Genomic DNA, 13,814 nt, shown 5'->3' on the forward strand with positions numbered 1-13,814 from the left:
CTGGGCTTTCCTATCAGCGTTTCTGCAGTTCCGGCAGATCGGACCGCAGCCACGCAAGGCGAGCGATGGCGCGCCCGGCCATCGCCTGCACCCGCCTCAGCGCCTCTTCATCCCGTAGGGCATCGCCGGCTTCGAGGTAGCGGTCCGTGAGCAGTTCGGCGAGCGCCACGGGGTCGTCAGGCGGCCCAGCGATGGATCTGTCCCCTGGCATGGCGATGAGTGACTGTGCAAGCTCGTCCGCATTCCGCCGCGCCTCTGCGGCGAAGCCCTCGAGGCGCTCTCTTTCCTGCGGCGACGCCTGGGTAGCAAGGGGATCGAGCAGATCGGCGAGCCGCCGCTCCAGAGCGGCAAGGTCCTTTCCACCGTCGTCATCCGCTTGTCTGCGCCCCAGCGGCCTGCGCTCGGCATGGAAGGCCTTGCGGCGCTCCCGCCGCAGGGTCGCCACATGTCCAAGTTCCTCATGCGCCATCGTCTCGGCCGCGCGCTGGATTTCGGGAACCCGCGCATGGGCGGCCACGTAGCTCCAGAAGGCGAAGGCGCGCTCCTCGTTGCGCACCGCCATCGAAAGCGCCCGGTAGGCGCCCAGCAGCTTGGGATCCGTGGTGGCCGCGCCCTCGTCGTCGAAGGTCTCCGGCAGCTCCCAGCGGATCCGCGCCGGATCGGGGTCGTGGCCCTTGGTCTTCTGCGACCAATGCACGACGCCGTCGAGATGGCCCTGCTCGTCGGCAGAGAGGCGCTCGAACACATCCGCCAGCTTCGGATTGCCCTCCCGCCGCATCCGCTCCGCGATCTCAGCGTAGCGGGTCGCAGCCTCATGCTCCATCGCAGCGGCGATGGCAAAGAGCTCCTCCAGGGATCTCACGGCATCCGGCGGTTCATCCTTGAGCAGCGGCATCTGGTGCTCCGCATGATCGAAATCGGGGGTGCAAATTGGCAGAACGCGTCTGTGTATGTCTTTGATCTAGCGCAAAGAACGCTGGGGCTAAGGGTCGTATAAAGCAACAGTCCTGTTCGGACGCATGCAGGACGGGCTGCAAAAGTTCCTCGCGTTATCGGAACGTATCCGCGCTGCGCGGGTTGGACTCTATTTTTGTCGAGTAGCCACGCTAGAAACAGGACGACTTCGTATTGTCCCAAAAACAACTCTCACGCTCCATCGAATGCTTCACAGATACTGTTTCGCATCGCGTGCAAATGGTAATTCTGCTAGGGATATTTCTCCTCCTGTCTTGCGCAGGGCAGGCCTTCGCGACAGGACGTGTGCAGGAATTCCTCCCAAAGGCACAACCCGCCGAATTCTACCCGGGTGCCGACCGGTTCGGCCTACCCCAGGGTGACCCACCCCTCGTCCCCGCTTATCAGGGCGACCGCCTGCTCGGCTACATCTACCTGAACTCCGATTTCACCGGCGCGACCGGCTATTCCGGCAAGCCAATCCAGATCCTGGTCGGCATCGATCCGAACGGCGTGATCACCGGAATCAAGCTCGTTGACCACAAGGAACCTATCGTCCTCATCGGCATCCCGGAGCGCCGCATCGTCGCCGCCATGAACACGCTCGTCGGCAGGGACATGAAGCCGGTGGCGACCGGAGCCGAGCGGCCGCCCCAGGTCGACATCGTCAGCGGCGCGACCGTGACGGTGCTCGTCATGGGCGACAGCATCGTGCGCTCTGCCGTGCGGCTCATCCGCAGCGGCCGCCTGGGTACTGGCGGAGCAGTGGCAGGAGCGACCGCACCGGCACCGGCCGCCGTGAAAACCGTGGACCTGTCGAAGAGCGAGAGTCGCGATTGGCAGACGCTTCTTGGCGATGGCTCGGTCCGTCGCCTGTCGCTGACCGTCGGCGATGTCAACGAGGCCTATTCCAAGGCCGGGAATCAGGGGGCGGCCAACAACGCCGAAACGAACGATCCCTCCGACACCTTCATCGACCTTTATCTCGCCCCCGTGAGCGTGCCCACCATCGGGCGCAGCCTGCTCGGCGATGCTGGCTACGATCAGCTCAAGGCGCGGCTGAAGCCGGACCAGCAGGCCATCGTGGTGGCTGGTGAGGGGGCTTATTCGTTCAAGGGGTCGGGCTATGTCCGCGGCGGCATCTTCGACCGCATTGAGCTGCTGCAGGAAGGCCAGAGCACACGCTTCCGTGACCGCAACCACACCCGCCTTGGTGACCTCGCCGCGGCGGGGGCTCCGGCCCTGCGCGAGATCGCCCTTTTCGTGGTGCCGGAGGACTTCAAGCTTGATCTCACCGAGGCGTGGCAGCTGCAACTGCTCGTGCAGCGCAACGTTGGCGCACGTGACAAGGCCTTCCTGACCTACAATCTCGAATACACCCTGCCCGACCAGTACCTGCGCATCGAACAGCCTGCCCCGCCACCCGCTCCGACCCAGCAGCAAGCGCAAGCGCCGAGTCAAGCCGGTCCTGCTCCTGCTCAGCAGGCGCAGGACCAGGCCGCCGCGCCCGCTCCCGCCGCAACTTCGCTGAATGACGCGGATGCTCTTGCCGCGGGCGAGGTCGAGGAGCCGCTCTGGCTCAAGATCTGGAAGACCAACACCGTCTCCATCGGCATCGCCGCGGTCGCCCTGCTCGTCCTTACGGCGATCTTCTTCTTCCAGGATGCCCTGGTGCGCCGCCCCGCGGTCTACGTCTGGGTGCGCCGCGCTTATCTGACGTTCACCCTCGTCTGGCTCGGCTGGTACGCCAATGCGCAGCTCTCTGTCGTCAATGTCCTCACATTCACGAATTCGCTCATCACAGGCTTCAACTGGGAGTTCTTCCTGGCGGCCCCGCTGATCTTCATCCTGTGGGCGGCGGTCGCGGCGGGGCTGCTGTTCTGGGGTCGTGGCCCCTTCTGTGGCTGGCTCTGCCCGTTTGGCGCGCTCCAGGAGCTGACCAATAATATCGCCCAGTGGCTAAAAGTGCCGCAGGTCACCGTTCCGTGGGGCCTGCACGAGCGCTTGTGGCCCATCAAGTACGTGATCTTCCTCGGCCTGTTCGGCCTCTCGCTCTACAATGTCGCGCTCGCCGAGGTCTTCGCCGAGGTCGAGCCGTTCAAGACGTCCATCATCCTGAAGTTCGTGCGCGGCTGGCCCTTTGTCATCTATGCCCTGACGCTGCTGTCCATCGGCTTGTTCATCGAGCGCTTCTTCTGCCGCTATCTCTGCCCGCTCGGCGCCGCGCTCGCCATTCCCGGCAAGATCCGCATGTTCGAGTGGCTGAAGCGCTGGCCGGAATGCGGCTCACCCTGCCAACGCTGCGCCAAGGAATGCCCGGTGCAGTCGATCCACCCGGAGGGCTTCATCAACGTCAACGAGTGCATCTACTGCATGCATTGCCAGGAGCTGTACCACGACGATCAGCGCTGCCCGCACATGATCCAGGTGCGGCTGAAGCGCGAGAAGCGCGAGGCGCTTTCCTCCCCGTCTATGCGCCAGATCAAAGACGGCAGCCAGGGTCCTGCTAAACCGATCATCACCCACAAGGGCAAGGTGATCGGAACGCCCGCTGACGCGCCGACCACGGCCGACGTCCCGACAACCGCTTCATGAGCAAGTACAAGGAGGCTCACGTGTCACAGGAAGAAAAGAAAAATGGTCTCAGCCGGCGTCAGGTGCTCGGGACAACTGCAGCTGCCGCGGCCGCCGGAGCGGCGGGAGTTGCCGGCGGTATCTCCCTGAACGACACGGGCGTGATCACGCCCGCGGAGGCGCAGACCGCCCCCGCCGCTCCAGCGGCGCGGCCTGCTGCTGCCAACAAGACCGAGGTCAAGCCGGGCGAGCTCGACGAGTACTACGTGTTCTTCTCCAGCGGCCAGACCGGCGAGGTCCGCATCGTCGGCCTGCCCTCCATGCGTGAGCTGATGCGCATTCCCGTGTTCAACCGCGACAGCGCCACCGGCTGGGGTCTGACGGACCAGAGCCGCAAGATCCTCACCGAGGGCCTGACGCCCCAGACCGTCGAGTACCTGAAGGACAAGGGCGGCATCTACACCGCCGGCGACCTGCATCACCCGCACCTGTCCTTCACCGACGGCACCTACGACGGGCGCTACCTGTTCGTGAACGACAAGCTCAACACTCGTGTCGCCCGCATCCGCCTCGATGTGATGAAGTGCGACAAGATCCTCCAGTTGCCTAACCAGCACACCGTGCATGGGTTGCGTGTGCAGAAGTATCCGCGCACAGGCTACGTGTTCTGCAACGGCGAGGACCGGGTGCCGATCCCGAACGACGGCAAGATCCTGGACGATCCGAAGCAGTACTCGTCGATCTACACGGCGGTTGACGGCGACACCATGAAGGTGGCTTGGCAGATCAGGGTCGATGGCAATCTCGACAACACCGATGCCGACTACCAGGGCAAGTACTCCTGGGCGACCTGCTACAACTCCGAGGAAGGCGTCACCCTCGCCGAGATGATGGCCAAGGAGCAGGACTGGGTCGTCGTGTTCAACCTCAAGCGCATTGAGGAGGCAGTGAAGGCTGGCAAGGCCGAAATGATCGGCGGCGTGCCCGTCCTCGACGGTCGCCACGGCTCGCCCTACACACGCTACATTCCGGTGGCGAACAGCCCGCACGGTATCAACACGGCCCCGGACGGCATTCACTTCGTCGCCAATGGCAAGCTGTCGCCGACAGTCACGGTCTTCGACGCGCGCAAGCTCGACGACCTGTTCGACGATAAGATCAAGCCGCGCGACGTGGTCGTCGCCGAGCCCGAGTTGGGCCTCGGTCCGTTGCACACCGCCTACGACGGCAAGGGCAACGCCTACACGACGCTGTTCCTCGACAGCCAAGTGGTGAAGTGGAACATCGACTTGGCCAAGCGTGCATTTGCGGGCGAGAAGGTCAACCCGGTCCTTCAGAAGCTCGACGTGCACTACCAGCCCGGCCACAACCACACCTCCATGGGCCAGACCAAGGAGGCGGATGGCAAGTGGCTGATCTCGCTGAACAAATTCTCGAAGGATCGCTACCTCAACGTGGGACCGCTCAAGCCCGAGAACGACCAGCTCATCGACATCTCAGGCGACCGGATGGTGCTTGTGCATGACAGCCCGAGCTTCGCCGAGCCACATGACGCCACCATCGTCCACCGCTCGAAGATCAACCCGCTGCACACCTGGAAACGTGACGATCCGTTCTTTGCGGACGCGGTGCAGCAGGCCAGGGCCGACGGCATTGATCTCATGACGGATTCGAAGGTTATCCGAGACGGGAACAAAGTGCGGGTCTACATGACCTCGTCCGCGCCGGCCTATGGGCTGGAGAGCTTCCAGGTCAAGCAGGGTGACCAGGTGACGGTGTTCGTCACCAACATCGATGACGTCGAAGACCTGACGCACGGCTTCGCCATCGTCAACTACGGCATCAACATGGAGGTGGCGCCACAGGCGACGGCCTCTGTCACGTTCACTGCGGACCGCCCCGGCGTGTACTGGTACTTCTGCTCTTGGTTCTGCCATGCCATGCACATGGAGATGAAGGGCCGGATGTTCGTCGAGCCGCAGGCGACCTGACGACATGGCAAGCGTTCGCACCATTGTGCGCTTAGGGCTGGCGGCGACTTTCGCCGCCAGCCTCACCCTGCCCGCTTGGGCGGAGCGGATCGCTGTCTCGACGGACGACGGGCTTCAGGAGGTCCTCGACGCGGCCGCCGATGGCGACGTGATCGTCCTCAAGCGCGGCGAGCATCGCGGTCCCATCCGTGTCACGCGCGAGGTGACGCTGGAGGGCGAGGCCGGCGCGATCCTCAACGGGTCAGGCACGGGAAGCGTCGTCACGGTGTCGGCTCCGGGAGCCGTCGTGCGCGGGCTGACCATCCGCGGTTCGGGCCGGGATCTCGAAAAGATGGACTCCGGCGTCTTCGTTGAGAAATCGGCGGCCGGCGCCGTCGTCGACGGCAATTGGATCGAGGGGAATCTTTACGGCGTCTACCTGCACGGGGCAGAGAACGCCGTCGCGCAGGGAAACACGATCATCGGCATCGAAGAAGGTCGCCTGAACGAGGCCGGCAACGGCATCTCGGTCTGGAATGCCACCGGGGCCAAGGTGCTCGACAACAGCGTCCGATACGGGCGGGACGGGATTTTCGTGATCACCAGCAAGCGCAATGTGTTCTCGGGCAACCGCTTCCGCGACCTGCGCTTTGCGATTCACTACATGTACACCAACGACAGCGAGGTCACGGACAACGTGTCGATCAACAACGCCGTCGGGTACGCGCTGATGTTCTCGAACCGCCTGAAGGTCAGCGGCAACGTCTCGGACGGCGACCGCGACCACGGCTTCCTGTTCAACTACGCCAATGGGTCGCAGATCACCGGCAACACCGTATTGGGCCGGCTTCAGCCGGCCAAGCGGTGGACGACAGCGGGCACACGCTCCAGGGACGACAAGGAGCATGGCCTGCCGACGCCGGACGCGGGCGAGGTGGCCCAGGGTGCCGACGCCAGGCCCGGTCCGACCAAATGCGTGTTCATCTACAATGCCAACCAAAACCGCTTCCGCGACAACTGGTTTGAAGGCTGCGAAATCGGCATCCACTTCACCGCCGGGTCCGAGCGCAACGAGATGGTTGGCAACGCCTTCATCAGAAATCGCAATCAGGTGAAGTACGTCAGCACGCGCTATCTCGACTGGTCCAAGGACGGGCGCGGCAACTACTGGAGCGACAACCCGGCCTTCGACCTCAATGGCGACGGGCTGGGCGACAGCGCCTATCGCCCAAATGACCTGGTCGACAAGGTGCTCTGGACTGCGCCGCAGGCGAAGGTGCTCATGAACAGCCCCGCCATGCAGGTGATCCGCTGGGCGCAGGCGCAGTTCCCGGCCCTGCTGCCAGGCGGCGTGGTCGACAGCCATCCCCTCATGGCGCCGCCCGCGCGTCCCAAGACAGTTGCGGAAGGAGGCCAGCCATGACCGGAACCGTCGAGATCAGGAACGTCGTCAAGCACTTCGGCAAGGTCGAGGCGGTGCGCGGGGTCTCGTTTGATTTGCCCGAGGGCGAGACAGTAGCGCTCGTTGGTCACAACGGCGCCGGCAAGACCACCTTGATGAAGCTCATGCTCGGCCTGATCCGGCCCACCAACGGCAGCATCGCCGTTCTTGGTGATGATCCGGCCGCAGGCGAGTTCGAGGCCCGGCGGCGGTTGGGCTATCTACCCGAGAACGTCTCGTTCAATGCAGCCCTGACAGGACAGGAAACGCTCGCGTTCTACGCCCGTCTCAAGCGCGAGCCCACCAAGACCGTTGCGCCGCTTCTCGACCGCGTCGGCCTCACCCATGCCGCCAATCGGCGCGTCGGCACGTACTCGAAAGGCATGCGCCAGCGCCTCGGCCTCGCCCAGGCGCTGCTTGGCGAGCCTCGCGTGCTCCTGCTCGACGAGCCGACTACCGGCCTCGACCCGGCTCTGCGTCACAGCTTCTACGAGATCGTTGAGGAGTTGCGCGGGCGCGGTGCGACGGTGCTCCTATCGTCGCATGCCCTGACCGAGCTGGAGGAGCGTGCCGGGCGGGTGATCATCATGAACCGCGGCGTCAAGGTCGCGGACGGCACGCTTGACGAGTTGCGCCGCATTGCGCGTCTGCCGACGCGCATCCGCCTCAGGGTCACGGACGTGGGGCTGGCCAACGTGCCGAACTGGCTCGGGCCGGTCGACGGCTGGCGTCGCGTCAACGGCCACATGGTTGAGATCGACGCTGCACCCGAACGCAAGATCGAGGTGCTGCGGCGCGCCACTGACGAGGGGGCGCCGGTCGAGGACCTCGACGTGGTACCGCCGACCCTTGACGAGCTCTATGCCCACTTCCTTCTGTCGCAGGAGGCTGAGCGATGAGAAACATCCTGATCGTCGCGCGCAAGGAGATCCAGGAAGGCCTGCGCAACCGCTGGGTCCTCGCGACCACCCTGCTGCTCGCGGGTCTTGCCCTGTCGCTCACCTTCCTCGGCAGCGCGCCGACAGGCACTGTCGGCGTGCGGGCCCTCGACGTGGTGATCGTGAGCCTCTCCAGCCTCACGATCTTCCTGCTCCCCCTGATCGCGCTGCTGATCTCGCACGATGCCATTGTCGGCGAGATGGAGCGCGGCACCATGCTGCTGCTGCTCAGCTACCCGGTCGGGCGCTGGCAGGTGCTGCTCGGCAAGTTCGTCGGCCATCTTGCCATCCTCGCCTTCGCGACGCTCCTGGGTTACGGCGCCGCGGCTGGGGCGCTGGCGGTCACTGGCGTGGCCATCGATGCGGAGAGCTGGATGGCCTTTGCCTCGATGATCGGCTCCTCGATCCTGCTCGGCGCCGCCTTCATCGCAGTTGGCTACCTGGTCAGTGCGCTTGTCCGCGAGCGCGGCACCGCCGCCGGCATCGCCATCGGCATCTGGCTGGTGTTCGTGCTGATCTATGACATGGCGCTGCTCGGCCTGCTCGTGGTTGACCAGGGGCAGACGCTCTCCGGAGGTCTCCTCAACGCCTTGCTGCTGCTCAACCCCGCCGATGCCTATCGCCTGTTCAATCTGACGGGATCAGCGGGCGTGGGCGCCTTCTCGGGCATGGCCGGGGTGGCGCAGACCGCCACCTTGAGCCCCTCCGTCCTTCTCGCCGCGCTGGCCGCTTGGGCCCTCGTCCCGCTCAGCCTCGCGGCGCTCGCCTTCTCCAGGAGAGAACTATGAGAACGATCGCCCTCCTCGCAGCTCTTGCCGGTGGGCTTCTGCTATCCGGGTGCACCGAGCAGAAGACGGCTGAGGCCCCGCCGCCGCCACAGGAGATGACGGGCTCGGCCATCGGCCGCTACTGCGGCATGAACGTGATGGAGCATCCCGGACCCAAGGGGCAGATCATTCTGGCAGGCCAGAAGGAAGCGGTCTGGTTCTCCTCCGCACGCGACGCGATCTCGTTCACCCTGCTGCCCGAGGAGCCCAAGGACATCCGCGCGATCTACGTGTCCGACATGGCCAAGGCGCCGAACTGGGACGAGCCGGGAGCAACGAACTGGGTCGACGCGAGGCAAGCCTCGTTTGTGATTGGCAGCCGCATGCAGGGCGGCATGGGCGGCGAGGAGGCGGTACCGTTTTCCGACAAGGCGGCGGCCGACAAGTTCGCGGCCGAGAACGGCGGGCACGTCGTCGCCTTCGCGGATGTTCCGAAGGATTATGTCCTCGGCGGCACGGCCGGGCTGACAGGCTCAGTGGAGCAAGAGTCTGGGACGGATGAGGCACTAGGAGGTCATGGCGATCATGCCGACCGCGCCGCACCCTCCGCTTCACAGACCGGCCATGTCCATTAGGAGTTCGAGATGCCCCTCCTCTCCCGCAGGCGCTTCATTGGGATCACGGCGGCAGCGGCGGGCCTGGGGCTCGTGCGGTTCAACCGTGCCGCCCAGGCCGACGCCCACCTCGTGACTTGGCGGGGAGAGGCCATGGGCGCCGTCGCCACGCTGCAGGTTCATCACCGCGACCGCACGGCCGCCGAGCGGCTCGTCGAGCGCGCCCTCGCGGAGGTGCGCCGGCTGGAGGCGGTGTTCAGCCTCTACCGGGAAGACTCTGCCCTGGTGGCGCTGAACCGGCACGGCGTCCTGGTTGCTCCACCAGCGGACCTGGTCGCGCTCCTCGGCGAGAGTCGCCGGTGGTGGGAGCTGACCGGGGGCGCCTTTGACCCGACCGTCCAGCCCCTCTGGACGCTATACTGGGGCCATTTCTCAAAGCCTAATCCGGATCCGCAGGGGCCTCCTGAGCCCGAACTTCGTGAAGCCCTAGGGCGGGTCGGCTTTGACCGGGTGAGATTTGACTCTAACCGGATTGTCTTTGCGCGGCGTGACATGGGCCTGACGCTGAACGGGATCGCCCAGGGCTATGTGACCGACCGAGTCGTGGACATCCTGCGCGCGGGCGGCATCACGAGCAGCCTCGTCGACATGGGCGAACCCAGAGCCTTGGGGACCCGCCTGTTGGGCGAGCCCTGGCGGGTCGGCATCGTGGATCCTGACTGTCCTGGGGAGGTTGGCGAAACGTTGGAGGTGGTCGATCAGGCCATCGCAACCTCGGGTGGTTACGGCTTCCACTTCGACGCGGCTGGCCACTTCAACCACCTGCTCGACCCGCGGACGGGAGCTTCGGCCCGACTGCATCGGAGCGTCACCGTCGTGCTGCCAAGGGCAACGGCCGCCGATGCGTTGTCGACCGCGTTCAGCCTGCTGCCTCCAGAAGGCGTCGGGCGCACGCTTCAACGGCTCGGTGAAGGGCAGGCTCGCCTGATCACAATGGAAGGGGAACGCTATACTCTGAATGCATGATCCAATTGCCGTTAAACTGGAGGTGGCATTTCCGTTGCCTCAATTGCACCTGCAACAGCGGCTCGCCGTTCGAAGTGGATCCTCCCACGTCTGCGTTATCGCGACCGACTGCCTGCACGCCGGTGGGTGCGCCGGGGCCGCGGCCCCGGTGATGCTCCTTGGGTTCCAAGCAGTGCCAGTGCAGCGACGTCTTTGACGATCACGCGACGGCGGCCACGCCTGATCTGCCCCCGCACCTCCCATGAACCGAGCGTCCGGCTCACCGTGTGAAGGGTTGTGCCAGCCAAATCGGCAAGATCCTGGCGGCTCAGCGGAAACGGGATCTCCACACCGTCCGGAACAAGCCTGCCAAACTTATGGGCAAGCTTTGAGAGTGCATGGGCGATCCGTTGTTCCACAGTGCCGCTTGAGAGATCCTTCAGCCTGCTCTCCATCTCACGCAGACGGGCCTCGAGATCACGTAGCGCGTTCCTTACCACTCCAGGATGTTGACTCATCAAGTCGTTGATGATCGACGCTGGCCACTGCAATTCAACGCAGTTTGTCACAGTTATGGCTTCGGCCGGATAAACGCCGTTCAACAAGGCAGGCGTTCCGAATGTCTCGCCAGGTTTGATGTATCGCGTAATGACATGCTCCCCACAGGGCGTGGTCTGCACCATTTTGACGAACCCGGAAAGAAGCACATGCACTGCCCGTGCCGGTTGACCCTCGCTGAAGAGCAGGGTGTCAGCAGGGATCCTGCGCGCCTGCGCCTGCTGCATCAACTCCTTCACGACGGATTCGGCGAGGCCATCGAACAAATCGACCGAAGGTCCTCTCAAAGCTTCGATAACCATCCCATCCGCCAAGAAGTTACAAGCCGCGGATTCACTGGCTCCGCGGCATCTCGTGTGAATGGGTTAGTGGATTAAGGGGGCGGCTACTTTGACGGAGCGCAAAGAGAGGAACCTTTATGGGTCCACCCAGCTTGATGCCGCGACCTGGGTGACCGTTGCCGACATCCATTCGTCCTGGCCGCCCATGCCTGGTTTGTCGCAGCACGGGCAGTTCGTTTGCTCCGTATCTTGAAGGAGGATCGATATGAAGGGACTACTTGCGGCCACCGGCGCTTGCATGCTTCTAGCCGTTCAACCGGTTTGGGCACAGCAGGAACAGCCCCGCTCGACAACTCCCTCGCAAGCCGAAACCAACCCGACCAGTAGCCCGATGGCGGACCCGCACAAGGACGGTGGTCGACCCGAGAGCCATGGCGGCACCGTGCATGCCCCTCAGGTCAACGCAGTCGCGCCCCTGCCGGCCGACATGAAGCCGACCGTCGAGAGCCTCGCCCGCAATGCCGTCACGGCGCAGCAATATGGTAACTTAGCTTCCAAGCGGCACACGAGCGGCGCGGTGCACGATCTCGGCGACCGGATGGTGCTCACGAACAGCCGCATAAACCGTGCCCTGGCCGCCGCTGCCCCCGAGTTGGGGGATGTGCAGATCCCAGGCAAGGAGCGCGGCACCTTCGACAGTCTGGCGCGGGATGCCGATGCGACGCAGTTGGGAGTCAACGTCGCACAGTGGGTCGTGCAATCCTATCCGCAGGCAATCAGCGACCTGGAGAGGCTCGGCCAGCAGGGCCCGTTCAGCGACCTGGTGGGTTCGGCTCTCCCTGAGATGAAGTCACAGTTTTCGGAGGCCCAGAGGATCCTCCAATCCGCGAGCATGTCACCGAACCGGCAGCCGACCTCGACGGGCACGGTCACCGACCCGAAGACGAAATCCGACTGATCCCATATTCCTTGGAGGCCGGGTCGGCCATCGGAGCCGGCCCGAAGTTCTCCGCATTGAGCCAAAATCCCAGCCCAGCAAGGAGTTCTCCATGCGCATTGCCTTGATCGTCCCCATCGCCTTGGCGTTCAGCCCAGAGGTCGCGCAGGCGCAGGACGCTGCCGCCGGAGAAAAGACCTTCGCGCAGTGCCGGGCCTGCCACCAGATCGGCCCGACCGCCAAGAACGCCGTGGGCCCGGTGCTGAATGGCGTCATCGGCCGCAAGGCCGGATCCGTCGAGGGGTACAACTACTCGCCCGCCAACAAGAACTCCGGTATTACCTGGGACGAGGCGACGTTTGCCGAGTACATCAAGGATCCCAAGGCGAAGGTGCCCGGCACCAAGATGGTCTATGCCGGCCTCAAAGACGAGCAGAGGATCAAGGACCTGATCGCGTACCTCAAGCAGTTCGACGCGAGCGGAAATAAGTCCGCTGCGCTCCTTGAACCCCAGCACCTCGCCGCACGATAGCCCAAGACCGGAATTGACGCATCGGATGGATGCCTGACGGGCTCGCGTCGCGATTACGGCGGCTGGTTCCGTGCGGGGCTCAACCGGCTTCCGTCCGACCGGCAATTCTGATCACCTCCCCGGCGGCTGCGCATGCGCGCGTTGCTCGCTGGCTTCCAGCAGGTGCTGGAGAAGTCTTCTGGAGGACGGCGCCCTGCTCGACGGCATTCGCGGCGCCTTGGCGGCCTCCACGCAACATAGTTCTCCGGATAGGTGAGCCACTGATCCCTGCGGTTGGGCTGATGAGCGCCACATGCAACTGCACCTGATGCAGGCTGTCGCCGCTGCGAAAGGCGGGAACTGCGGGCCGCCTGCTCGAAACGAAGGGCTAGGGTCGCGCGGTGCGCCGGTGGCTCCGCCGGGGTTTCGCCACCGGCGCACTGGCTTGGTAAAGGACTCGCGCCACGGCCTCTACGTCGGCAATGACCAGCCGAAGACGGTGGCGCCGGATCTGGCGCTGCGCTTCCCAGGTCCGAAGCGTCCGGCTGACCGTTGGCAGGGTGCATCCGATCAGATCCGCTAGGTCTTGGCGGCTGACCGGAAACGGGATCTCAATTCCCTCCGGAGCCTCCTGCCCGAAGGTCTCGACCAACTTCAGGATCGCGCCCGCAAGCCGCTGCTCGACAGGTTCGTTCGAGAGGTCGCGCAGTCGGCCCTCCATCTCGCGCAGGCGCGTCTCCAAGTCGCGGATGACGTTGAGCGCCACACGCGGATGCTGGTCAATAAAGGTCCTGACCAGTTCGGAGGGCCACCGCAACTCCACGCCGTCCATGACCGCCACGGCGTCCACGGGATAGAACCTGTCCAGCAGGGCAGGACTGCCGAAGACCTCGCCCGGCCTGACGTACTTGACGATGACACGCGCCCCCTTGGACGTGCTCTGCATCAGCTTGGCCGCTCCAGTGGCGAGCACATGCACCGCTCGTGCCGGCTGCCCTGCCGCGAAGAGCATGTCGTCGGCGCGTACCGTCCGGCGCTGCGCCTGCTGCAGCAGGGCAGCGGCGACATCTGGCTCAAGCCCTTCGAACAGGCCTATCGATGCGATCTTTCCGGACATGCAACCAGGCCCAATCGTGTCACTGCTGACATCGTGTACAGGCGTACGGCTTAACAGAGGCGAAGGTTGTGCGCCAAGCCCTGCACTCACAATCACCGGTCGATCCACAAGGCCAGCGAGGGAAAGCCGCCGGCCGAGTACACGGCC

General features: G+C 64.6%; 12 protein-coding genes. 9 read left to right on the top strand and 3 right to left on the bottom strand.

The features are described 5' to 3' along the window. Window positions 1-13: 13 nt before the first annotated feature. The gene (locus NF876_RS08350) at window positions 14-895 is read right to left on the bottom strand and encodes a ferritin family protein (protein WP_262268342.1); all 882 of its coding nucleotides are present in this window, start codon (window positions 893-895) and stop codon (window positions 14-16) included. A 299-nt stretch (window positions 896-1,194) separates the two neighbouring features. Between NF876_RS08350 and NF876_RS08355 the strand changes: the two genes are divergently transcribed. Genes NF876_RS08355 through NF876_RS08385 form a run of 7 tightly spaced genes read left to right on the top strand, consistent with a single transcriptional unit; the run spans window position 1,195 to window position 10,284 of the window. Then, the gene (locus NF876_RS08355) at window positions 1,195-3,549 is read left to right on the top strand and encodes a NosR/NirI family protein (RefSeq protein ID WP_262268343.1); all 2,355 of its coding nucleotides are present in this window, start codon (window positions 1,195-1,197) and stop codon (window positions 3,547-3,549) included. Between the two features lie 20 nt (window positions 3,550-3,569). Further along, window positions 3,570-5,519: a TAT-dependent nitrous-oxide reductase gene (nosZ, locus tag NF876_RS08360; RefSeq protein ID WP_262268344.1), complete on the top strand. Its 1,950-nt coding sequence runs from the start codon at window positions 3,570-3,572 to the stop codon at window positions 5,517-5,519. 4 nt (window positions 5,520-5,523) lie between these two features. Continuing rightward, window positions 5,524-6,921 (top strand): nitrous oxide reductase family maturation protein NosD, encoded by a 1,398-nt coding sequence (locus NF876_RS08365; RefSeq protein ID WP_262268345.1) that lies wholly within the window; start codon window positions 5,524-5,526, stop codon window positions 6,919-6,921. Next, window positions 6,918-7,838 carry an ABC transporter ATP-binding protein gene (locus NF876_RS08370; protein ID WP_262268346.1) on the top strand — a complete coding sequence of 307 codons (921 nt, stop codon included), beginning with the start codon at window positions 6,918-6,920 and terminating at the stop codon, window positions 7,836-7,838. Before NF876_RS08365 ends, NF876_RS08370 begins: the two co-directional genes overlap by 4 nt. After that, the gene (locus NF876_RS08375) at window positions 7,835-8,665 is read left to right on the top strand and encodes a DUF2705 family protein (protein WP_262268347.1); all 831 of its coding nucleotides are present in this window, start codon (window positions 7,835-7,837) and stop codon (window positions 8,663-8,665) included. The genes NF876_RS08370 and NF876_RS08375 overlap by 4 nt, the downstream gene beginning before the upstream one ends. Continuing rightward, the gene (locus NF876_RS08380) at window positions 8,662-9,279 is read left to right on the top strand and encodes a nitrous oxide reductase accessory protein NosL (protein WP_262268348.1); all 618 of its coding nucleotides are present in this window, start codon (window positions 8,662-8,664) and stop codon (window positions 9,277-9,279) included. Before NF876_RS08375 ends, NF876_RS08380 begins: the two co-directional genes overlap by 4 nt. A gap of 9 nt (window positions 9,280-9,288) precedes the next feature. Further along, window positions 9,289-10,284 carry an FAD:protein FMN transferase gene (locus tag NF876_RS08385; RefSeq protein WP_262268349.1) on the top strand — a complete coding sequence of 332 codons (996 nt, stop codon included), beginning with the start codon at window positions 9,289-9,291 and terminating at the stop codon, window positions 10,282-10,284. Between the two features lie 95 nt (window positions 10,285-10,379). On the opposite strand, the gene NF876_RS08390 is transcribed toward NF876_RS08385, so the two are convergent. Beyond that, window positions 10,380-11,123: a Crp/Fnr family transcriptional regulator gene (locus NF876_RS08390; RefSeq protein ID WP_262268350.1), complete on the bottom strand. Its 744-nt coding sequence runs from the start codon at window positions 11,121-11,123 to the stop codon at window positions 10,380-10,382. Between the two features lie 244 nt (window positions 11,124-11,367). Here NF876_RS08390 and NF876_RS08395 point away from each other — a divergent pair, with 244 nt between their 5' ends. Both NF876_RS08395 and NF876_RS08400 read left to right on the top strand, forming a co-directional pair. After that, window positions 11,368-12,060, top strand: a complete 693-nt coding sequence (locus tag NF876_RS08395; RefSeq protein ID WP_262268351.1) for a DUF305 domain-containing protein — start codon at window positions 11,368-11,370, stop codon at window positions 12,058-12,060. 91 nt (window positions 12,061-12,151) lie between these two features. Continuing rightward, entirely contained in the window at window positions 12,152-12,571 is a 420-nt protein-coding gene (locus tag NF876_RS08400) for a c-type cytochrome (RefSeq protein WP_262268352.1), read from the top strand. A 367-nt stretch (window positions 12,572-12,938) separates the two neighbouring features. Here the strand turns inward: NF876_RS08400 and NF876_RS08405 are convergent, their stop codons facing one another. Then, entirely contained in the window at window positions 12,939-13,667 is a 729-nt protein-coding gene (locus NF876_RS08405; RefSeq protein WP_262268353.1) for a Crp/Fnr family transcriptional regulator, read from the bottom strand. Window positions 13,668-13,814: the final 147 nt, after the last annotated feature.

It is taken from the genome of Microvirga yunnanensis (assembly GCF_025460875.1).

Excerpts from the sequence above, each read along its gene's own strand:
- NF876_RS08375 (WP_262268347.1), top strand. The coding sequence starts at position 7,835 with ATGAGAAACATCCTGATCGTCGCGCGCAAGGAGATCCAGGAAGGCCTG.
- NF876_RS08390 (WP_262268350.1), bottom strand. The coding sequence starts at position 11,123 with ATGGTTATCGAAGCTTTGAGAGGACCTTCGGTCGATTTGTTCGATGGC.
- NF876_RS08365 (WP_262268345.1), top strand. The coding sequence starts at position 5,524 with ATGGCAAGCGTTCGCACCATTGTGCGCTTAGGGCTGGCGGCGACTTTC.
- NF876_RS08385 (WP_262268349.1), top strand. The coding sequence starts at position 9,289 with ATGCCCCTCCTCTCCCGCAGGCGCTTCATTGGGATCACGGCGGCAGCG.
- NF876_RS08405 (WP_262268353.1), bottom strand. The coding sequence starts at position 13,667 with ATGTCCGGAAAGATCGCATCGATAGGCCTGTTCGAAGGGCTTGAGCCA.
- NF876_RS08380 (WP_262268348.1), top strand. The coding sequence starts at position 8,662 with ATGAGAACGATCGCCCTCCTCGCAGCTCTTGCCGGTGGGCTTCTGCTA.
- NF876_RS08400 (WP_262268352.1), top strand. The coding sequence starts at position 12,152 with ATGCGCATTGCCTTGATCGTCCCCATCGCCTTGGCGTTCAGCCCAGAG.
- NF876_RS08370 (WP_262268346.1), top strand. The coding sequence starts at position 6,918 with ATGACCGGAACCGTCGAGATCAGGAACGTCGTCAAGCACTTCGGCAAG.
- NF876_RS08395 (WP_262268351.1), top strand. The coding sequence starts at position 11,368 with ATGAAGGGACTACTTGCGGCCACCGGCGCTTGCATGCTTCTAGCCGTT.
- NF876_RS08355 (WP_262268343.1), top strand. The coding sequence starts at position 1,195 with ATGGTAATTCTGCTAGGGATATTTCTCCTCCTGTCTTGCGCAGGGCAG.
- NF876_RS08350 (WP_262268342.1), bottom strand. The coding sequence starts at position 895 with ATGCCGCTGCTCAAGGATGAACCGCCGGATGCCGTGAGATCCCTGGAG.